The organism is Rhodococcus sp. F64268, from assembly GCF_023015605.1.
Classification (GTDB): Bacteria; Actinomycetota; Actinomycetes; order Mycobacteriales; family Mycobacteriaceae; genus Rhodococcus.
The window spans coordinates 295,598-316,736 of record NZ_JALKAI010000004.1; the positions used below are offsets into that span (position 1 = coordinate 295,598).

Annotated in this window: 17 protein-coding genes and 2 tRNA genes; 5 read left to right on the forward strand and 14 right to left on the reverse strand. The window is 64.0% G+C overall.

The features are described 5' to 3' along the window. The first annotated feature begins 40 nt into the window (after nucleotides 1-40). The gene (locus tag MWU77_RS11740) at nucleotides 41-388 is read left to right on the forward strand and encodes a metal-sensitive transcriptional regulator (protein WP_169689089.1); all 348 of its coding nucleotides are present in this window, start codon (nucleotides 41-43) and stop codon (nucleotides 386-388) included. A 128-nt stretch (nucleotides 389-516) separates the two neighbouring features. On the opposite strand, the gene MWU77_RS11745 is transcribed toward MWU77_RS11740, so the two are convergent. The 14 genes from MWU77_RS11745 to dnaA all read right to left on the reverse strand — a co-directional run bounded on the left by MWU77_RS11745 (nucleotide 517) and on the right by dnaA (nucleotide 18,633). Further along, nucleotides 517-589 (reverse strand) — tRNA-Ala (locus MWU77_RS11745). A 138-nt stretch (nucleotides 590-727) separates the two neighbouring features. Next, nucleotides 728-801, reverse strand: a tRNA-Ile gene (locus MWU77_RS11750). Nucleotides 802-876: 75 nt separating this feature from the next. Beyond that, complete coding sequence (locus MWU77_RS11755; RefSeq protein ID WP_169689088.1) at nucleotides 877-2,061, reverse strand: DUF3566 domain-containing protein; 1,185 nt, start codon at nucleotides 2,059-2,061, stop codon at nucleotides 877-879. After that, nucleotides 2,062-4,566, reverse strand: a complete 2,505-nt coding sequence (gene gyrA, locus MWU77_RS11760; RefSeq protein ID WP_169689087.1) for a DNA gyrase subunit A — start codon at nucleotides 4,564-4,566, stop codon at nucleotides 2,062-2,064. A 128-nt stretch (nucleotides 4,567-4,694) separates the two neighbouring features. Next, a complete protein-coding gene (locus MWU77_RS11765) occupies nucleotides 4,695-5,519 on the reverse strand; it encodes an MHYT domain-containing protein (protein ID WP_169689086.1) in 825 nt (274 codons plus the stop codon). Nucleotides 5,520-5,945: 426 nt separating this feature from the next. Next, nucleotides 5,946-6,500, reverse strand: coding sequence for an ATP/GTP-binding protein (locus tag MWU77_RS11770; protein ID WP_054715879.1), 555 nt, complete (start codon nucleotides 6,498-6,500; stop codon nucleotides 5,946-5,948). 13 nt (nucleotides 6,501-6,513) lie between these two features. Then, nucleotides 6,514-6,888: a DUF742 domain-containing protein gene (locus tag MWU77_RS11775; protein WP_247273763.1), complete on the reverse strand. Its 375-nt coding sequence runs from the start codon at nucleotides 6,886-6,888 to the stop codon at nucleotides 6,514-6,516. A 13-nt stretch (nucleotides 6,889-6,901) separates the two neighbouring features. Next, on the reverse strand, nucleotides 6,902-7,318 hold the full coding sequence (locus MWU77_RS11780; protein ID WP_054805599.1) for a roadblock/LC7 domain-containing protein: 417 nt from the start codon (nucleotides 7,316-7,318) through the stop codon (nucleotides 6,902-6,904). Next, on the reverse strand, nucleotides 7,315-10,821 hold the full coding sequence (locus tag MWU77_RS11785; protein ID WP_247273764.1) for an ATP-binding protein: 3,507 nt from the start codon (nucleotides 10,819-10,821) through the stop codon (nucleotides 7,315-7,317). The genes MWU77_RS11780 and MWU77_RS11785 overlap by 4 nt, the downstream gene beginning before the upstream one ends. A 382-nt stretch (nucleotides 10,822-11,203) precedes the next feature. Continuing rightward, nucleotides 11,204-13,240 carry a DNA topoisomerase (ATP-hydrolyzing) subunit B gene (gyrB, locus tag MWU77_RS11790; protein ID WP_247274111.1) on the reverse strand — a complete coding sequence of 679 codons (2,037 nt, stop codon included), beginning with the start codon at nucleotides 13,238-13,240 and terminating at the stop codon, nucleotides 11,204-11,206. Between the two features lie 206 nt (nucleotides 13,241-13,446). Then, on the reverse strand, nucleotides 13,447-14,004 hold the full coding sequence (locus MWU77_RS11795) for a DUF721 family protein (RefSeq protein WP_169689084.1): 558 nt from the start codon (nucleotides 14,002-14,004) through the stop codon (nucleotides 13,447-13,449). Further along, nucleotides 13,994-15,229, reverse strand: coding sequence for a DNA replication/repair protein RecF (gene recF / locus MWU77_RS11800; RefSeq protein WP_169689083.1), 1,236 nt, complete (start codon nucleotides 15,227-15,229; stop codon nucleotides 13,994-13,996). Before recF ends, MWU77_RS11795 begins: the two co-directional genes overlap by 11 nt. Before the next feature lie 25 nt (nucleotides 15,230-15,254). Further along, nucleotides 15,255-16,439, reverse strand: coding sequence for a DNA polymerase III subunit beta (gene dnaN, locus MWU77_RS11805; RefSeq protein ID WP_169689082.1), 1,185 nt, complete (start codon nucleotides 16,437-16,439; stop codon nucleotides 15,255-15,257). A gap of 544 nt (nucleotides 16,440-16,983) precedes the next feature. Continuing rightward, complete coding sequence (gene dnaA / locus MWU77_RS11810; protein WP_169689081.1) at nucleotides 16,984-18,633, reverse strand: chromosomal replication initiator protein DnaA; 1,650 nt, start codon at nucleotides 18,631-18,633, stop codon at nucleotides 16,984-16,986. Between the two features lie 490 nt (nucleotides 18,634-19,123). Here dnaA and rpmH point away from each other — a divergent pair, with 490 nt between their 5' ends. The 4 genes from rpmH (at nucleotide 19,124) to yidC (ending at nucleotide 21,125) form a co-directional block, all read left to right on the forward strand. Beyond that, a complete protein-coding gene (gene rpmH / locus MWU77_RS11815; RefSeq protein WP_040744549.1) occupies nucleotides 19,124-19,267 on the forward strand; it encodes a 50S ribosomal protein L34 in 144 nt (47 codons plus the stop codon). A gap of 21 nt (nucleotides 19,268-19,288) precedes the next feature. Then, nucleotides 19,289-19,660 (forward strand): ribonuclease P protein component, encoded by a 372-nt coding sequence (gene rnpA / locus MWU77_RS11820; protein WP_169689080.1) that lies wholly within the window; start codon nucleotides 19,289-19,291, stop codon nucleotides 19,658-19,660. Continuing rightward, complete coding sequence (gene yidD, locus MWU77_RS24960) at nucleotides 19,651-19,947, forward strand: membrane protein insertion efficiency factor YidD (protein ID WP_308198792.1); 297 nt, start codon at nucleotides 19,651-19,653, stop codon at nucleotides 19,945-19,947. Before rnpA ends, yidD begins: the two co-directional genes overlap by 10 nt. Nucleotides 19,948-20,018: 71 nt before the next feature. Further along, nucleotides 20,019-21,125 carry a membrane protein insertase YidC gene (yidC, locus tag MWU77_RS11830; RefSeq protein WP_169689078.1) on the forward strand — a complete coding sequence of 369 codons (1,107 nt, stop codon included), beginning with the start codon at nucleotides 20,019-20,021 and terminating at the stop codon, nucleotides 21,123-21,125. The last annotated feature ends 14 nt before the right edge of the window (nucleotides 21,126-21,139 follow it).

A 21,139-nucleotide genomic window follows, 5' to 3' on the forward strand; every position in this document is an offset into this window, starting at 1 on the left:
GACGATGCGCCACATGCCGGCCGGATCCCAGGAGGACACAATGGCCACACCCACCCCAGCGGCCACCCCATCCGATGTTCCCGCAGCCGACTGCCATGAACACGCCGGACACGGATACATCACCGAGAAGGATGCCTACCTCAAACGACTCAAGCGCATCGAAGGCCAGGCCCGAGGACTACAGCGAATGGTCGAAGACGAGAAGTACTGCATCGACATCCTCACCCAGGTCTCGGCGATGACCAAGGCGCTACAGGCCGTCGCGATGGGTCTGCTCGAAGACCACATCAGTCATTGTGTGGTCGACGCCGCGGTCGCGGGCGGGCCCGAAGCGGACGCGAAGATCAAGGAAGCGACCGACGCCATCGCTCGGTTACTGCGATCCTGACCGGACACTTTCCTCCTGTTCCTCGGGTTTCCGCAGGTACACAACCAACGGAAACCGGAGGAGCAGGAGGAAGGTTCTCGTAAATGACCGAAGGGCGCTCCCGATTTCTCGGAAGCGCCCTTCGACTGTGGAGCCTAGGAGATTCGAACTCCTGACATCTGCCTTGCAAAGGCAGCGCTCTACCAACTGAGCTAAGGCCCCGTACGCCGGGTCACCGGCTGGGTACCTCGTGCCACTCATCCTCGCTCCGGAGCATCCGGACGATTCCGAAGACCACCAGAACTGCCGTTCCCACCGCGATGAGAACTTTCATTCTGCTGCCCCTTTCGGCACGGGGAGTGGGCCTAGGAGGACTTGAACCTCCGACCTCTTCGTTATCAGCGAAGCGCTCTAACCGCCTGAGCTATAGGCCCTCGAACCGAGATGGAACACTACCCCACCGACAGTCGAAGAACAAAATTGCTTCGATGGGGCAGCATTCCTGCAGGTCAGTCCGGGTCTGCCAGAGTGACCTGCACCCCGCCGACGAGGTCGCTGCAGAGGTTGTAGATGAACGCACCGAGCGTGGCAAGAGCGGTCATCAGAATCATGTTCGCGAGACCGATCACCGTCGCGTAGCCGAACACCTGACCGACGGTGATAAGTCCGTCACTTCCCGACTCCGAGACGAGGTCGGTGAAGGCACTGTTCAACCGATCCCACACGCCCATGCCCGCGAGCACGCCGTACAACAGACCGACCGCGATCATCCACACGAAGAACAGCGACAGGGAGATCAGAGCGGATACCTTCAGCATCGACCACGGATCGATGCGGCGCAGCTGGACAGTCGCCCTGAGCGCCTCACCCGCGGCAGGTGCCACGACGACGGGGCTCGCGTGCGGAGTTTCCGCCGCGGCGGGCGCCGCCGGCGTCGGGTGCTTGACGCTCGACAGATCCGGCAGGTCCTTCGCCAGATCCTTGCGCTCGATGTGCCGGGTCGGGCCGTCGATGACCGCCGACTTGGCTGCCGCGGCGCCCCGATCGGATCCCTGCGCGCCACCGGTCATGGAGGCGGCTGCCGTACCGGTGACGACCGGACGAGTAGGCGCGGCGCTGCCCTTCGCTGCGGGATTGCTCTTGGCGGGGGGATTGTTCTTGGCGGCAGGTTTACCCACGGCCGGCTGGGAGCCCGTCGCGGGACGCTGAGCGGCTCCTGACGGGCGATTTGCAGTCTTTCCCAGGCCGGGCCCGACCCCAGGGAGATTCGTCTGCGGAGTGTTCTGCTGCGGCGCCGCAGCACCCTGCTTGTCGGCCACAGGCTGCTGTCCACGCTGCCAAGGCGGTTTCTGACCCGCCGGACGCGGCGTCGGGCCCGAACGCTGTGCCTGTCGCGTCGCCTGCTCCTCGGCGGGAGCCGATTCCCCCTTGCCGGGGGTCGAGGCGGGCTCCGATGACTTGGCGGACTTCGGTGCCGGCCCGCTCGTGGATTCTGCCGCAGGCTTGTCACCGGGCTTCCCCGACTGAGCGGCCTCCGGCGTCACGTCGTCACCGGCAGACTTCGCCTGCCCGGACGCCTGCTTCTCAGCAGCTCGCCCGCTCGGGTCGGTCTCCACCTCGCGTCCGTTCCGGTCCTCGGGCTTCCGGGCGGATTTTCCCTGGTCGGATCCGTTCGGCCCCTGGGGAGTGCTCACTTACGACTCCTTCGATTCGGATGCGTCGATCTCCTCGGGCTCGTCGGCGTTGCGTGCGATCGCAAGCAACGTGTCGCCCTCGCCCAGGTTCATCAAACGCACACCCTTGGTCTGTCGGCCTGCCTTGCGTACCTGCTTGGCAGCAGTACGAATGACACCGCCGCCGGACGTGATGGCGTACAACTCGTCATCGTCCTCGACGATTCGTGCACCGACCAGGGTGCCACGTCGCTTGTCGTACTGGATGGTCAGAACACCCTTACCACCGCGCCCCTGGACGGGGTAGTCCTCCATCGGCGTGCGCTTCGCGTAGCCACCGGAAGTTGCAACCAGCAGGTACGTACCTTCCTTCACCACGTTCAGCGACAACAGCTTGTCCTCGCCGTTGAACCGCATGCCCTGCACACCGGAAGTCGCGCGACCCATCGGACGCAAGGCTTCGTCGGTCGCCGAGAAGCGGATGGACTGACCCAGCTCGGACACGAGCAGCAGATCGTCCTCGGACGAGCACAGCACGGCGCCCACCATCTCGTCCTCGTCGCGCAGGTTGATCGCAACGATGCCGCCCGAGCGGTTGGAGTCGAAATCCGAGAGGCGCGACTTCTTCACCAGTCCGTTGCGGGTCGCGAGGACCAGGTACGGCGCATCCTCGTACGTCTTGAGCCGGATCACACCCTGGATGCGCTCGTCCGGCTGGAATGCCAGCAGGTTCGCGACATGCTGGCCACGGGCCGTGCGGTTCGCTTCGGGAAGCTCGTATGCCTTCGCGCGGTAGACGCGGCCCTTGGTGGTGAAGAACAGCAACCAGTCGTGCGTCGACGTCACGAAGAAGTGTTTGACGATGTCGTCCTGCTTGAGGTCGGCACCCTTGACACCCTTGCCACCGCGCTTCTGCGACCGGTACAGGTCGGTGCGGGTGCGCTTGGCGTAGCCGGTTTCGGTGATCGTGACGACCACGTCCTCGCGGGCGATCAGGTCCTCGTCGGTCACGTCGCCGTCGGCGGGGACGATGCGGGTGCGACGCTCGTCGCCGTACTTCTCGACGACCTCCTTCAATTCGTCGCGGACGATCGCACGCTGCCGCTCGGGCTTGGCGAGGATGTCCTTGTAATCGTCGATCTCGCGTTCGATCTCGGCGAGGTCGTCGACGATCTTCTGACGTTCGAGAGCAGCGAGCCGACGCAACTGCATCGCCAGGATCGCATCGGCCTGGATCTCATCGACGTCGAGCAGATTCATCAGGCCGGCGCGAGCGATGTCGACGGTCTGTGACGCGCGGATCAGCTTGATGACCTCGTCGAGCGCATCGAGGGCCTTGACCAGGCCGCGCAGGATATGAGCGCGTTCCTCGGCCTTACGCAGCAGATACCGCGTCCGGCGGATGATGACCTCGATCTGGTGGTTGACGTACAACCGGATCATCTGATCGAGACGCAACGTGCGCGGCACCCCGTCGACAATCGACAACATGTTGCACCCGAAGCTCGTCTGCAACTGCGTGTGCTTGTACAGGTTGTTCAGCACGACCTTGGCGACGGCGTCGCGGCGGACCGTGACGACGATGCGCATGCCGATGCGGTCGGACGACTCGTCATGGATATCGGAGATACCCGCAATCTTCGCGTCGCGCACCTGCTCCGCGATGGAGGTGATCAGGTTGTCCGGGTTCACCATGTACGGCAGTTCGGTGATGACGATGAACGAACGGCCCTTGGAATCCTCTTCGATCTCCACGACGCCGCGCATCTTCACCGAACCGCGCCCGGTGGTGTAGGCATCATGGATGCCCTGCGAGCCCGTAATCAGGCCTGCAGTCGGGAAGTCGGGGCCCTTGATGCGCTCCATGACCGCCGCGAGTGTGGCTTCCTCATCGGCTTCGAAGTTCTCGAGTGCCCAGTAGATCGCTTCGGCGACCTCGCCCAGGTTGTGAGGCGGAATGTTGGTCGCCATACCGACCGCGATACCGCCCGAACCGTTGATCAACAGGTTGGGGATACGGCTGGGGAGAACCGTCGGTTCTTGCGTTCGACCGTCGTAGTTCGGCTGGAAATCGACCGTCTCGTGGTCGATTTCGCGCAACATCTCCATTGCGAGCGGCGTCAGGCGGCACTCGGTGTATCGCATGGCCGCGGCCCCGTCGTTTCCTCGGGAGCCGAAGTTGCCCTGCCCGTCGACGAGGGGGTACCGCAACGACCACGGCTGCGCGAGACGGACGAGCGTGTCGTAGATCGACGAGTCGCCGTGCGGGTGATAGTTGCCCATCGTCTCCGCGACTGCACGCGCAGATTTCACATAGCCCCGGTCGGGACGGAAGCCGTTGTCGAACATCGCATACAGCACGCGGCGGTGCACGGGCTTCAAACCGTCACGCACATCGGGGAGTGCGCGGCCCACGATCACGCTCATCGCGTAATCGATGTAGCTGTTCTGCATCTCCTGCTGGATGTCGACGGGCTCGATACGGTCGTGCCCCGCACCCTCCGGCGGCAACGTGATGTCGGTCATGAGCTCCTTCTTCTACTCGGCTCGAACGTCCGGTACGGGCTCACGCCCGGCGAACCTCTCGCAACCACCCGAGTCTATAGGTGCAGGTCAGCAACCGCCGCGAAGGACATCCACTTTCGGGCCACGCATCACGACATCTCGGACTTCACCCCGCGCGAATCCACCGATTCCGACCAGTCCGCGATCTGGAACTCACGAAGCATGTCATCGTCGCTGGGAGCAGCCAGCAGCAAGATCACCAGAACCACGAGCACACCGAGCCCTACGATGAAGCCGGGAAACATCAGGGACATCACGGTCATGCCGCTTGGAGCCGGCGCCGCCGGATCGATGATCACCGACACGCCTGCCATACCGGTGTAGTGCAATGCCACCACCGCACAGGCCATCAACAACGCTGCAGGTACACGCATGAGCGAGCTCGCGACACGCTGCGACAATGCCAGCGCTACGAGGGAGGCCGCGACGCCGATCGCGACCGAGGCAGCAACGAAGGTCGTGTCCTGGACGAGTTCTCCTTGTACACGTACGGCGGCCATTCCGGTGTAGTGCATCGCGGCAGCAGCGCACCCCATGACACCACCGCCGACCACCAGACGGATCCACTGCGGGGCATTCGCCATCCAGGGCGCATCGTTACCGACGATGCTCAGGCCGAACCATGTCGCACCACCGGCGAGTACGACCGATACCAGTGTCTCGGCCAAGCCGTAACGCACAGAGGAACCGGGCACGGTGAACCCCATCATTCCGATGAAGTGCATCAACCAGATCCCGACGCTGCCGATCGAGATGCTCGCCAGCACCGTCCAGCGCATCCGGAGTGCCCGGGTAGGAGCGTGGTTTGCACGGTGCGCGCAGGACAGGCCGACATACGACCCGATCACCGATGTGAGCCAGGCCAGAACGAAGACCCACATTCCCATCGAGAAGTGGTGAAGTTCGTGCGACATATGTTCTCCAAGCTGAACAGCACACGACCCCACCAGCACGAGGAGGCATGCTGCACACGTGATTTCGATGCAACAGTGTCCCTGACAGCCGTCGGGGACATTACCCTGCGTTCATCGAAAACTGTTGTGCGAGAAGCTTGAAGGAGACACAGTCGGCAGTCCGAGCAGTCGAGCGGTGCAGGCGACACCGTTCTCACGAATGTGACCTGACACCCATCGATCGGGCACGCAGATCACCGCGGCATCCGCAACAGCCCGACCGACAAGACATTTCGTGATGATCAACCACCACACACGGACCCGTCGGCTGACGCAGTGCGCGCGTCGCGCGCACCCGTCACTCCGACGAACACCCCGATTGCCGAGGTGATGGTGGCCCGCGCCATCATCCGTACCGAATGATGATTGGCCGCGGGCCCGAATCTCCTACTGCGCCACCGGCTGATGCAACTTCCGGAGTGCGTATTCGGTGACGGTGACAAGTGCCTGCTTGGCCGATTCACGCGACCGAGCGTCGATCGAGACGATCGGCACCTCGGGCGAGATGGCCATGGCCTGGCGAATGTCTTCGAGAGGGTAGCGCGGTGCATCGTCGAACTCGTTGATCGCGACGATGAACGGAAGATTGCGCGCTTCGAAGAAGTCGACAGCGGCGAAGCTCTCGTCCAATCGACGGGTATCGATCAGCACGATCGCACCGATGGCACCGCGGATGAGGTCGTCCCACATGAACCAGAACCGATGCTGACCGGGCGTACCGAAGAGGTACAGCACGAGATCCTCGGCCAAACTGATTCGACCGAAGTCCATGGCCACGGTTGTGGTCGACTTCTGCGGCGTTGCGGCAAGGTTGTCGACGCCATCGCTGGCGTTGGTGACGAGCGCTTCTGTGCGGAGCGGAACGATCTCCGACACAGCCCCCACCAGCGTGGTCTTACCGACACCGAATCCGCCGGCGATCACGATCTTGGTCGAGGTCACGCGCTTCGTAGCGTTAGAGTTCGCGAAGTCCACTGAGGACCCTTTCAATCAGCTCACGACGCTCCGCGTCGCTCGAATCGTCTTTCAGCGTGGCCAGGATCTGTACATGCCCGGCTTCGACGAGGTCGGCTACGAGCACGCGTGCAACGCCGAGCGGCACACCCACCCTCGCCGCGATCTCGGCGACCGACGGGGACTCCTTGCACAGTTCCAAGATCGTGGCGTTGATGTTGTCCAGATCCCGAGCCCGGCTGTCTGTTCCCGGAATTGCCTGGATCAAGGCTTCCAACGCCAGTTCGACCGCAGGACTTGTGCGTCCCGAAGTCAGCGAGTACGGCCGGACCAGACTCGGCTGGTCCGGCGCCGACTCCGGCTTGCGCGGTTCCATGGCCACCTCGACGTCAGGACCCCAGGCCGACCCGAGGCGTCGCCTCGACCGACGCGCCCACCCGGTCGACCAGGAGCGCCATTTCGTAGCCGACCTGTCCGATATCGCACTCCGACGCGGTGAGCGCAGCGAGGTGCGAACCGTCGCCGACACTCATGAGCAGCAAGTAGCCGTGCTGCATCTCGACCACGGACTGCAATACTCCACCACCGTCGAACAACTGCGAAACCCCGTTGGAGAGGCTCGCGAGTCCGGACGTCACCGCAGCGAGCTGCTCGGCACGGTCGACCGGAAGGTGGGCACTGGCAGCCATGAGGAGACCGTCGGCCGACACGAGGACCGCATGCGAGACACCAGGGACTTCGCGCGCAAAGTTGGAAACCAACCAGTCCAATGGACGAGCTACATCGGATCCATGATCAATGTTCATCGAACTCCCTGTTCATTGTTCTCGCGATTACTTGTCGTCGCCGAAGCTCGTCCATTGCGGACGCCCTGCTGGTGGCGACTGAGATTGGCCCGAATGGCTTCCGGGTCACGACGTCGAAGCACGCGCTGTTCTGCGGTCGCAGGTTCGCGCACGGCACCCGGGACGAGGCGTTCGCCCGGCGCACGGCGAGGCAGACCGGAGGTGGTGTGTTCCTCGACCGGAACTTCCGCTGCACGTTGCGCTGCCTGCCATCCGGAGTCGGCGGCAGAATGCCATTCGCGCTTCCGCCGATCCTCGGGAAGGTTCGTCGGATCGACGAGCCAGTCCGACATCATGTCGGAGAAAATCGGGTTACCGGCCGCGGAGTGAGGTTTCGGCGAACCCACATCCGGCCGCGGCTGGAAGAACGACGCGGTCTTCGCGGAATTGGTGCGGTAACGATGCCGGGCCGCATTCTGCGCATCGCTCTGCTCCGATACCGAACCACCGTCGGCAATACTCGCCGGGCGGGCTGCGGACTGCGGGATTCGCGGCGACGTGCCCGGCTGCCGACGCGGCAGCCCGAACGCTCCACCACGACGATTCTCCGCGCTGGGCGGCGGACCTGCCTGCAGAGGCGCTACCGACGGAGTCGCACCGGGCCGACGCTGCGGCAGACCCGACGACGTGACCGCTGCCGGTCGCGCATCCGGCTCACTTCGGGTCGGCTGTGCGGTATGACCGTTCGACGTTGCCGATCCGTCCTGACTCTGCAGAGGCAGACCCGGCGTGGACCCCGGCCGACGCTGCGGCAGACCCGGTGTAGCGCCGGGATTTCGCTGCGGCAGACCCGATTCGGGTGCGTCCTGCGGAGGGCGCACCGCGCGCACGGGAACGCCGGGAGTTGCACCAGGGTGACGCTGAGGCAGACCTGAGCCCGAGGCCGGGGGGTTCCCTTGGGCCGGACGACGCTGAGGCAGACCGGATTCGCGGATCGGCGGGGCCGCGGGAACGGCGTGACTCGACGAATCCCGAGTCTCCTCGGCCTGGTTCAGCGATTCCTGAACCGGCGGATCCTGCTCGCGCTCCGGACTCTCGCGACGTCCGCTCTCGGTATTCGGATCCACGGGTGTGCGGTTGGCACGTGACGGGAGCGCCGAAGCGAATGCCGCCGCCGCATCGGGCTGGACCCGGCGCGGAGCCTGCTGTCCGTCCGGCTGCGGAAGTCCTGGAGTCGAACCGGGACTGCGCTGCGGAAGCCCCGGTGTCGAGCCCGGCTGACGCTGCGGCAGTCCTGGAGTCGAGCCCGGCTGACGCTGCGGCAGACCGGTCGGTGTCTGCTCGCGCGGCGGCTGCTGACGAGGCGGAGCTGTCGGAGCGGCGTGGGCTGCCGGAGCAGGGGGGAACGCCTGGGGCTGAGACTGCTGCGGCTGCTCCCGGTATCCGGTTTCCGACTGCGCGAACCCGGCCGGAGCGGTGTCCGGTCGACGGATCTCCGTGAGCTGATCGTCGACACGTGGGTCCTGACGAGCATCGGCGCGCACCGGAAGATACTCCGGAATCGGCTGCGAGTGTTCGCGGTCCGTCGAGGTCAGAGGAGCTTCCTGCTTCTGTTCGACGGAGATCTCCTCCGCCTCCCCGTCGATGACGGGCGCCGGCTGGGCCAGTGCCAGCGGCGACATGAGCAGAACGTCCGGAATGTGGACACTCGCGGTGATACCGGGATTACGAGCGGTGTCGAATGTCGGCCGCAGGCGCACGGTCAGGCCGTGGCGATCTGCAAGACGCGAGGTCACGAACAGACCCATGTGACGAGCAGTGTCCGGGCCTACCTCGCCACCCTGACGGAGACGATCGTTGATCAACTCGAGTTCGTCGGACGGGATACCGATACCGCGGTCGGCGATCTCGACGAGCAGACCACCGTCGACGGCACGTGCAAAGCTGAACGTGACAGTGCTGTCGGGCGGGGAAGCGCGCAGGGCGTTGTCGACCAGTTCGGCGAGCAGATGAACGATGTCCGTCGCGACGGCACCACTGAGCGCACCGTCCGGCGTGGAACCGATCTCGACTCGCTGGTAGTCCTCTACCTCGGACATCGCCGCACGCAGGATGTCGCCGAGCTGAACCGGGGCGGACTGTCCGCGGCGCATGCGTGTCCCGGAGAGAATCAGGAGGTTGTCGCCGTTACGGCGCATGCGTGCCGCGAGGTGATCGAGCTTGAACAAGCTCTCGAGACGGGACGGGTCCTTCTCTTCGAACTCGAGTTGCTCGATGAGCCCGAGCTGCTGTTCGACGAGCGACTTGCTTCGACGTGCGAGCGTCTCGAACATGTCGCTGATCTGCAAGCGGAGGTGGGCCTGCTCGCCGGCGAGGCGCAGCGCCTGACCGTGCATGTCGTCGACGGCGCGGGCGAGCTGACCGATCTCCTCGGTCGTCTCGACCGGAACCCGTGTGAACTCGATGTCCTCGATGCTTTCGCCGACCTTGATCCGGTCGATGGCTTCGGGAAGTTCCTGACGTGCAACCTTGAGAGTGCCGTAACGCAGACGACGGATCGGTCCCACCAGCGACCGCGACACGAGCAACGCGAGAACGAGAGCAACGAGCAGCGCCGCGAGTACGAATGCGGTATCTCGGAGTGCGGCAGAACGAGTTTCCGACGCGCGGTCGATCACAGTCTCACTGATCGCGTGGGAAGCTTCGTTGATGATGTTGGAGTAGACATCGACGCTGTGAAGCATCGATGTGCGCAGGTCCATCAACGGCAGCGGGCCCTGGCCTGCGGCCTCCACCATTGCGGTTCGTTCTTCGATACCGCTGCGCAGGTCGGCGATCTGTGAGTCGGCGAGGGGGTACGAGCGAGCAAGCAGATCGAGCATCGCGAGCTCGCCGCCGGACGCGGTGACCAGCGCAGTGCCCGAGGTTTCCGGGTTCTCGAGAATCTCGATGATGCCGAGGACCTGACCGAACAGGTAACGCTGCGAGTACCACGCATTGATCAGGCGAGTCCCGTGGCCGAGGACCTCCGGGTCGTCGATCTGGTCGAGAATCGCCTCGACGATCCGGTTGAGGCTGTCGCGAACCTCGTTGTAAGTCTTGGCCATCTGTGCGACGGGGACGGGGCCGGCCTGCATCTGCCCGTAGAGGGTCTCTGCGGCGGCGATCGTCTGGGTGAGGTCTGCAGTGATGGCAGGATCGAAATCGGGGTTTTCGGCAAGAGGCTTGATTTTTTCGAATGATTCCCGGAGGGCATCGAGGTCCTCCGGTGTCGCCGTGCCGGACGCATTGATAGCGGTAGAGGTTGCGAACGCAGTCGAGAAGTCGACGATATCGGGCACTGCCACGACCTGGTCCGCAGCGGACGAGAAATGGATCGCGTTGCTGAGTTCCGCTTGGACGCGAAGTCCGCCGAGGACCATCGCCACTACTACAGGAACGGCGAGGACAGCGGTGACCTTCCTGCGAAGACCCCACCCCTCGATGCTCCACCACCGCTGCCGGCGCGGTGACTCGTCACTCATGGATTACAGCTCTCCTTCCAACCCGTTCGCGCCGGGCGACGAGCATTCGCAACCAACCCACTCGACCGGTGAGCGTGATTTTCTCTGGAATGCAGTCGAACGAGACGTTTCTGGGTGAGGGCACCATATCGGGACATACAAGGGATATGGAAGACGGGTTTCCACATACGCCCGATGATTCCCTTCATGGCCCTGTTCGGCGACCACGCATACGAATGGCCGTTAGGAGTGTACTCATGAGTAACCGCAGAATGTAAGCGGCTTTCGTCCGAAATGAGAGTATCAGTAGGGCCTGCGACATGAGTTACCACACATCGCAGGCCCTACCGGGGTGACACACCGGAACGTGAGGCAACCCACGACGCCTTCACATCCGCAAGGATCAGACGTCGAGGAAGCGCACGTCCTTCGCATTGCGCGTGATGAAACTGCGCCGAGCCTCCACGTCCTCACCCATGAGCACGCTGAACAGTTCGTCGGCTGCAGCCGCGTCGTCGAGGGTGACCTGGCGCAGGATGCGCACGGACGGATCCATCGTGGTCTCCCACAGTTCCTTGGCGTTCATCTCGCCGAGACCCTTGTAGCGCTGAATGCCGTCGTCCTTGTTGATCTTCTTGCCTGCGGCGAGGCCCGCTTCGAGAAGTCCGTCGCGCTCACGGTCCGAATAGGCGAACTCGGCGTCGGCGCGCTGCCACTTGAGCTTGTACAACGGCGGCTGCGCCAGGTAGACGTGACCCTGCTCGACGAGCGGGCGCATGAAGCGGAACAGCAACGTGAGCAGCAACGTCGCGATGTGCTGTCCGTCGACGTCGGCGTCGGCCATCAGCACGATCTTGTGGTAGCGCAGTTTCGCGATGTCGAACTCTTCGTGAATGCCCGTGCCGAACGCCGTGATGATGGCCTGCACTTCGGCGTTCTTCAGCACACGGTCGATACGCGCCTTCTCGACATTGATGATCTTTCCGCGCAACGGAAGGATCGCCTGATACATCGAGTCGCGGCCCGACTTCGCCGAACCACCTGCGGAGTCGCCCTCCACGATGTAGATCTCACACTTGGCCGGGTCCTTCGAGCGGCAATCAGCAAGCTTGCCGGGCAGGCCGCCGATATCGGTGGCGCTCTTACGACGCACCAGCTCACGGGCCTTGCGCGCGGCCACACGGGCCTGAGCCGACGACACAGCCTTGGTCACGATCGTCTTCGCATCGGCCGGATTGGCCTCGAGCCAGTGCGAAATGTTTTCGTTGCACGCCTTCTGCACGAACGACTTGACCTCGGTATTGCCGAGTTTCGTCTTCGTCTGCCCCTCGAACTGCGGCTCCGCGACCTTCACCGAGATGATCGCGGCCAGGCCCTCGCGGATGTCGTCACCGGTGAGGTTCGGGTCCTTGTCCTTGAGGAGCTTCTTCTCTTTCGCATACCGATTGACCACGCTCGTGAGCGCCGCACGGAACCCTTCCTCGTGCGTACCACCCTCGTGGGTGTTGATGGTGTTGGCAAAGGTGTGGACGGATTCGGAGTAACCCGAGTTCCACTGCATCGCGAGCTCGAGCTCGTGACCGGTGCCCTTTGCGGTGAAGCCCACCACCGAGTTGTGGATCGGCGTCTTGGTGCGGTTGATGTGGCGGACGTAGTCCTCTAGACCACCCGGGTAGTGGTAGACCCGCGTCTTGGTCTTCTGCACGACAGGCTCGGAAGCCTCCGCTGCCTCGTCCTCGGCACTCTTCGGGGCTTCGGCAGTCTCGGCGACGACCTCGTCGGTGATCTCTTCGGGGAGAACCCGCTCGTCGGTGAGCGTGATCGTCAGGCCCTTGTTGAGGAACGCCATCTCCTGCAGGCGCCGCGAAACGGTCTCGAAGTTGTACTGCGTGGTCTCGAAGATGTCGTCGTCTGCGTAGAACCGCACAGTGGTTCCGGTGTGCTTGGTCGGTTCACCCCTGATCAGCTCACCGGGCTTCGAGTTCGTGTAGGTCTGTTCCCAGTGGTATCCATCGACATCGATCTCCACCTCGAGCTTGGTGGACAAGGCGTTGACAACAGAGATACCGACGCCGTGCAGACCACCCGACACCGCGTATGCGTCGGAGTCGAACTTGCCACCTGCGTGGAGTTGGGTGAGCACAACCTCGACCGTGGGTACACCCGACGCGTGCATTCCGACCGGGATGCCACGGCCGTCGTCGACGACCTCGACACCACCGTTCTCGAGAAGGGTCACCTCCACCTTGGAGGCATAACCCGCCATCGCCTCGTCGACCGAGTTGTCGACGACCTCCCAGATGAGGTGGTGAAGACCACGCTCGCCCGTGGAGCCGATGTACATGCCGGGACGCTTACGAACCGCCTCGAGGCCCTCGAGGACGGTGATGGAAGACGCACCGTAGTCACTTTTCTTCTTGTTCGACTTCTCGGCAGCCACGGGTGGGTAGCTCTCCTTTTCCGCCTTGGCCGCGCGCACATGCGCGCGGCGCATTCTTGTCCATTCTACTTGGCGTTCGCCCATATGCCCCCGGCGACACAGAGCGCGCTTGCCGCACCGCTGACGTCCACACAGTCGGCACGGCGCAGACCGGTGAAAGTGAATTCCTACATCGCCGCTATTTCGGCGCTCGCGCGGAGCCCCGGCTAACCGTAGGTGTCGCGGGGGCCGCGGCCGTGGATGTGCCGTTCACCCTTGCGCCAGCTCGGCGCGGTAGGACCGGTGATCCGCAGTTCCTTGACCACACCGTGCCCCACGGACGCCGCAACCTTCGCGAGTATCTGCGATTGGATCATCCGCAGCTGCGTCGCCCAAGCGGTCGACTCTGCCGAGACATGGAGGATCCCGTCGCGCAACGTCGTAGGCTTCGCATGCGCGGCGATGTCCTCGCCCACGACCCGCGCCCAACTGCCCAGCACCGTGCCCTCGGATACATGCGCCGACCAGCCACGCTGCTTCGCGATCGCCCCGGTCAACGCACCCAGTCGCTGAGGATCCCGGTCGTCGGGGCCAGGACCCGACCATCCCCGCTTGCGACGTCGCGGACGCACCCTTCCACTCGAGGCACGCCCTTGCCCGACCGATTTGCCACTGGCCTTCGCAGCTGCTCGAGCTTCCTCGAGGGCGCGCCGTGCCAGATCCACACCACGCAGTTCAGGTTCGGGTCCGTTGTCCTTCGATCCGGCAGCCTCGTCATCCGTCATCGGTTACCTCCCCCACCGATTCTCCTCGTTGCACGGCACCCAGCACCGAGATACGGCCGTGCTCGGTGTCCTCCGCGTGCACCGGGAACCGTGCACCCGCCAGCTCGGACGGTACGTCCTCGGGTACGGCCGCGGTGATGAGGACCTGTTCCGCCGTTGCCGCGACCGCCGCGAGCGCAGCTCGGCGACGACGGTCGAGCTCGGCGAACACGTCATCGAGCATCAGGACCGGATCCGTACCCTCCGACCGGAGCAGAGCGAATGCGCCCAGCCGCAGCGACAGAGCGAACGACCAGGATTCGCCATGGCTCGCATACCCTTTCGCCGGCTGATCACCGAGCGCCAACTCGAGGTCGTCCCGATGAGGACCGACCAGGCACACGCCCCGTTCGATCTCCTTGGAACGCATCGCCGACAGCCTCTGCAGAAACGCGCCTTCGATCAGTCCCAGGTCGTCGTGCTCGGGTACTCGCGCGGGATCAGCAAACTCTGCGGGCAGTGCGTCGCCGAGACTGCTCCGGTACCGCAAGGCCGCCGGACGTGATTCCGGTGCGATGGACCGGTAGGACTCGACCACATGGGGCTCGAGGTCGTGCAGCAGCGCGATTCGCGCCGCCAGCAACTCCGCCCCGTGTGCCGCCAGGTGCCCGTCCCATACGTCGAGCGTCGCCAGCGCGCTCGCGCCATCGCTCGAGCGCGCGCCCTTTCGAAGTGCCCCGCCGGCCGTCTTGAGCAACGCGGAACGCTGACGCAGAACTTTGTCGTAGTCGGCGCGCACCCCACCGAGACGCGGAAACCGCGTGGTGAGCAACTCGTCGAGAAACCGCCGACGGTCGCCCGGGTCGCCACGGACCAGCGACAGATCCTCAGGTGCGAACAACACCGTCCTGAGGATCCCGACGATCTCTCTCGGTCGCCTGGCCGGCGACTGGTTGATTCGGGCCCGATTGACCTTGCCGTCGTTGATCTCGATGTCGATTCCGAGTTCACGGCCACCGTTGACGACCACGGCACCCACGAACGCTCGTGCGGTCCCAGCGCGCAACAGAGGGGAATCGGAGGACACACGATGCGATGACAGACCCGACAGGTACCCGAGCGCTTCGATCAGATTGGTCTTACCGTGTCCGTTGGGCCCGACGAAAACGGTTGGGCCGGGGGCCAAATCGGCCGCCGCGGTCTTCCATGAACGAAAATCGCGCAGCGCGAACGTGCGAACGTACACGGTCCGTTCACTTTCTGCTCGCCGGTCAGCCCGGCAGGCGCACCGGCATCAGGAGGTAGGTGTAGGCGCTGTCGGGGGCAGCGAACGTGCCCGACTCGTCGGGCACCGGCTCCTCATCGGTAGCGGGGCGCAGCACGGCCGGACGGCTCGACGTGGTGAAGCCGAAGGACACCTTGTCGGTGTGCAACGACGTCAGACCGTCGAGCAGATATCCCGGGTTGAATGCGATGACCATCGGCTCGCCGTGGAACTCGGCCGGGTGCGATTCCTCGGCGCGCCCTGCATCGTCGCCACCGGCCGAGAGCAACACGCTGCCCTCGCTGAACTCGAGGCGGACCTGCGCTCCGCGTTCGGCGACGAGCGCAACACGCTTGATCGCCTCGACCAGCGGTGCGATCTCGACCGTGGCCATCGCGGTGTGTTCGCTCGGGAGCAGCTGACGGAACTTGGGGAACTCGGCGTCGAGAAGCCGCGTTGTGGTGCGGCGGCCGTCGGCGACGATGCCGAGCAGACCGTCAGCCCCAACCGAGGAGCCACTGCCCAGTGCCAGCTGGACCACCGGACTCGATGCTCCACCAACTGTTTTCGCGGCTTCGGACAGAGTCTTCGCGGGCACCAGCACTGCCGAGCTGGTGCTTTCGCCGGTGGGCATCCACTCGAGCTTGCGCACCGCGAGCCGGAAACGGTCGGTGGCCGCGAGCACCATGTCGGTGCCCTCGATCTCGACTCGGATGCCGGTGAGCATCGGAAGGGTGTCGTCCTTGCCGGCCGCAACCGCGACCTGGCCGATGGCCTCGGCGAACAGATCTCCGGACAGGGCACCCGTCTGCTGGGGGAGCTCGGGAAGCTGCGGGTAGTCCTCGACGGGCATCGTCGGCAGGGAGAACTTGGCGCTACCGCAGGTGATGAGCACGCGGGTGCCGTCGAGGACGACATCCACAGGCTTGTTGGGGAGCGCACGGGTGATGTCGGCGAGCAACTTGCCTGAGACGAGCACCTGGCCCGGTGTGATGACCTCGGCCGGGACGTGAACCTGCGCGGAGACCTCGTAGTCGAAGCCCGAGACGGTCAGGCCCTGCTCTTCGGCTCCGAGAAGTACTCCACCGAGCACCGGAACCGGTGGGCGCGACGGGAGGCTTCGTGCCACCCATGCGACAGAGTCGGCGAAGTCCTCGCGAGCAACACGAAACTTCATGCTTCCAAGCTCCATCGCCCGGGGGATCCTCTCTCGATCGTGGTCATCGACAAGTCTTACGAGTCTGACACACGGCCCCGACTCCTTCGCTCGGCGTCGGGGATGCGGCTCCACGGTAGGCCCTCGAGCGCTGCTTGGAAAGCCGGACCTCGTTGCGAGGACACGACTCTCGAGGGCCTGTGGACTCGAGGGATCCACACACCTGTTTTGAAAGAGTATTTCTGAGAAGAACTCACAGAAGTAGTAATAGGTCCTGTGGAATCTGTGGACGAACCACCGTCTACGCTGGTGGCGAGGCCTTCTCGAGGCGCTCGACTCGAGGATGAACTCGAGGAATTCTCGAGGATGAATGTGGACACCTCGAGACTGTTCTACTTCTGTCCACCGTTCGTCCACAAAGATCCCACGTTCTGCACACCCTTGTCCACAAGTGTGAGTGGGTCTGTTTTCTCGAGATCCGGGATGGAATCGAGGGTTGCCCACAGGCTGTGGACAGAAAAAATCGGAAGCGCCCGGTGTGGCGCTTCCGATTCTCGGATGGTCCTGCAGTGGGTCTCGGCTACCGCTTCGAGCGCTGCTTGATGCGGGCTGTGAGCTCCTGGACCTGGTCGTAGATCTTGCGTCGCTCGGCCATCTCCTTGCGAATCTTCTTGTCCGCGTACATCACTGTGGTGTGGTCGCGCCCGAAGGTCTGGCCGATCTTCGGCAGCGACAGATCGGTGAGTTCACGGCACAGGTACATCGCGATCTGCCTGGCCTGGGCCAACGGACGTGCTTTACCCGGCCCGCACAGATCGTCGATCGAGATGCCGAAGTACTCGGCGCAGACCGCCATGATCGTCGAGGCGTTGATCTCGAGTGCCGTCGAATCGGGCATCAGATCGCGAAGCACCACTTCGGCGAGGGTCAGGTCCAGCGGCTGCCTGTTGAGGGACGCGAACGCCGTGACCCGGATGAGTGCCCCCTCGAGTTCACGGATGTTGCGTTCGATCCGGCTCGCGATGAGCTCGAGCACATCGTGCGGCACATCGAGCCCGTCCATCCGCGCCTTCTTGCTGAGGATGGCGATGCGCGTCTCGAGTTCGGGTGGCTGAACATCGGTGATCAGACCCCACTCGAACCGGGTGCGCAGCCGCTCCTCGAGCGTGGCCAACTGCTTGGGCGGTCGGTCCGAGGAGACCACGATCTGCTTGTTCGCATTGTGGAGGGTGTTGAACGTGTGGAAGAACTCCTCCTGGATTCCTTCCTTGCCTTCGATGAACTGGATGTCGTCGACGAGGAGGATGTCTGTCTCGCGGTAGCGGCGTTTGAACGCGACCTTCCGGTCGTCGCGCAGGCTGTTGATGAAGTCGTTCGTGAACTCTTCCGTGGAGACGTACTTCACCCGCATTCCGGGAAAGAGTCGCTGTGCATAATGCCCCGCGGCGTGCAGGAGATGCGTCTTGCCCAGGCCGGACGCACCCCAGATGAACAGCGGGTTGTACGCGCGGGCGGGAGCTTCGGCGATCGCCACGGCTGCGGCGTGCGCAAATCGGTTCGACGCACCGATGACGAAAGTGTCGAAGGTGTATTTCGCGTTGAGACTGCTGCTCCCGATCGCCGGCGTTTCCGGAGGCGGCGGCTGAGTGAAGTAGGACGGCCAGGACTCACGTACCGCGGTGAGCGCTTCGTGATCGTCGTCGACCTCGTCGACGTCTCCGTGATCGGGTTCGAAGGGCTCGTGGTCGTAGCCGGGTCCGAAACGGCGAGGGTGGAGGCTCCTGCCGTCGACCGCAGGCATTGCGTCGCGGGGAGTGCGCCGTTCGCGGGTTTCGGTGTCGCGACGTGCCGTTTCGCGGGATCTGACCTCACGCGAAGTGGGTTCGGTCGGAAGTCCCTCGAGAGGCAATGTGTCGCGAGGTTCGGCGTAGGGATCCTCTGCGGGGTCGTCGACCCGTTCGCGAGGTTCGACTCGGACGCCGAGTCCTTCTACTCCCTGTCCGAGATTGCGGTTGAGTACCCGCAGGATGGGCTCGCGCAGATCACGCTCGATCGATTGCTGCGCCAGCGTGGACGGTACCGACAGCAGCGCGAAACCCTGGGCCAGGGTGATGGGTTTGACGAGGTTGAGCCATGCCTTCTGGCTCTTCGACAATCCACCGTTGTCCACGGTGAGCTCGGAAACGACGTCCGCCCACACATCGGCAAGCGCGTTAGGCTCGTCGTTCACGAAGCTTCCTCCCACAGAGTCGACCGGATTTCCACATGATTATCCACAGGTGTGGACAACCAGGGGAAACGGCCCGGTCGGGGTGGGGATTCGATGTGCAAGCTGTGTATCAGCGCTAGTTGTGTACAGGGTGCAACCGCAATTGTCATCGGCGACGCCGGCTGCGGTGGCCTGTCGTGAACCCAGTGTGGCACACGGCCCGCAGGGCGACAGCGATCCCCCTCGACGCCATGGTCGACACCCTACCTCACAGTGACTGCAGTCACAGGTCGTCTCGGGAAGGTTCTGCGGAATTCGGATCGGCGTGTCGAGTTGCGTGAGCCGACGGCTCGCGGTTTGATTTCGCGCCCGGACCCGAGTAGCCTCGAACAGTCACTCGTACTGCAGTGGCTGGTCTGTGCTGTGTCACTACGCGCGGGCCATGCGAAATTCCGTAAACGTTGGACCAATGGCGCCTCCTGGTGCCGCAGATTATCGAGGAGTGTTGACCGTGGCCAAGGGCAAGCGGACGTTCCAGCCGAACAACCGACGCCGCGCGCGCGTTCACGGCTTCCGTCTCCGGATGCGGACCCGTGCGGGCCGCGCCATCGTGACGGCGCGTCGCCGTAAGGGCCGCGCTTCCCTCACCGCCTGATCCTGTAACCGGGAGCTCGGGGTGTTACCTGAGCCGTATCGACTGCGGCGCCGTTCGGATTTCTCCGAAGCTGTGCGCCGTGGTCGTCGTCAGGGGCGTCGAGATCTCGTTGTGCACGCGCTTTCGCGGGAGCAGCCGGATTTCGTCGTGAGTGGTGTCGGCGGTCCTCGTTTCGGACTCGTCGTGAGTAAGGCTGTCGGGCCGGCGGTGATTCGACATCGAGTCGCGCGCCGGCTTCGTCATATCTGCGTGGAGCTGGTCGAGTCGATTCCCGAAGGCACCGATGTGGTGTTGCGCGCCTTGCCGGGCGCGGCTACCGCCGAATCCCGCGATCTCGAGCGGCAAGTCCGCTCGGGACTGATACGTCTCGGGATTCTCGAGGAATGCCGGTGAACGCGCCCGGGTGGAGTGCTGCGCTGCGGTCGGTCCGCACTGCGCCGACTCGGGCGTTGATCTTCTGCATCGAGCTCTATCGCGTCTATGTGTCGCCGACTCGGATGCCGACCTGCCGATTCTTTCCTACCTGCAGCGAATATGCCGTCGACGCGCTACGGATGCGGGGTGTCGTCGTGGGTTCTGCACTGACGGCTGTGAGACTGCTCAAGTGTGGACCCTGGCACCCTGGCGGTTGGGATCCGGTGCCGGAGCGCCGACACCGACCTTCCCCAGCGGGAACCTGAGCGGCGCCTGAAGACCTGAGACCGACGCCGTTGCGTGGCGATCATGGACGACCAGAGGAGTACCAAGAGCCGTGCTCGACTTCATCTACTATCCCGTGTCCTGGATCCTGTGGGTCTGGCACAAAGCCTTCTCCTTCGTGTTGGCGCCCGACAGCGGACTGACCTGGGCGCTCTCCGTGGTGTTCCTCGTCTTCACGCTGCGCGTCATCCTGTACAAGCCCTTCGTGAAGCAGGTCCGCACGACGCGCCAGATGCAGGAACTGCAGCCGCAGATCAAGGCGTTGCAGAAGAAGTATTCGAACGACCGCCAGCGTCAAGCGCTCGAGATGCAGAAGCTGCAGAAGGAACACGGCTTCAACCCCCTGATGGGTTGCCTGCCGATGTTGCTGCAGGTGCCCGTGTTCATCGGTCTGTTCCACGTGCTCCGCTCGTTCAACCGCACAGGGACGGGGCTCGGTCAGCTCGGACTGTCACCCGAGGAGAACGCACAGCTCGGCAACTACGCCTTCAGCCCTGAGGACGTGCAGTCCTTCCTCAGCGCACGTATCTTCAACGCGCCGATCTCCTCGTGGATCACTCAGCCGGTGGCGTCACTTCAGGCCTTCACCGTCGACGGTGGAGACCTTCCGTCCCGCTGGGACATCGCGATGGTGGCGGTCCCGCTCATGGTGATCGCGGGTATTGCCACGCACTTCAACTCGCGTGCTTCGGTGGCCAGGCAGAGCGCTCAAGCCGCAGCCGCACCTCAGGCTGCCATCATGAACAAGCTGGCCCTGTACGTGTTCCCCCTGGGTGTGCTCGTCGGTGGCCCGTTCCTGCCCATCGCGATCCTTCTCTACTGGGTGAGCAACAACGTCTGGACCTACGGTCAGCAGCACATCGTCTTCCGGCGGATCGACAGCGAGGAAGAAGCGAAGCGTGAGGCGGCGCTTGCGCGCCGGAACGAGAATGCACCCAAGCCGGGGGCACGGCCGACCAAGAACAAGAAGAAGGGCGGCGGAGCTGCCGCACCGGTGGCTGCCGAATCTCCGTCCGAGGATTCATCGAGCAACGATGACACTGCACAGGCCCCGGATGTGTCGCTGAAGAAGACCGATCCCCAGAGCGGAAAGACTTCCGGCGGGAGTGCGCCGAAGCCTGGCAGCCGTCCCAAGAACTCCAAGCGCAAGCGGCGCTGATCGAAGTAGAAGAG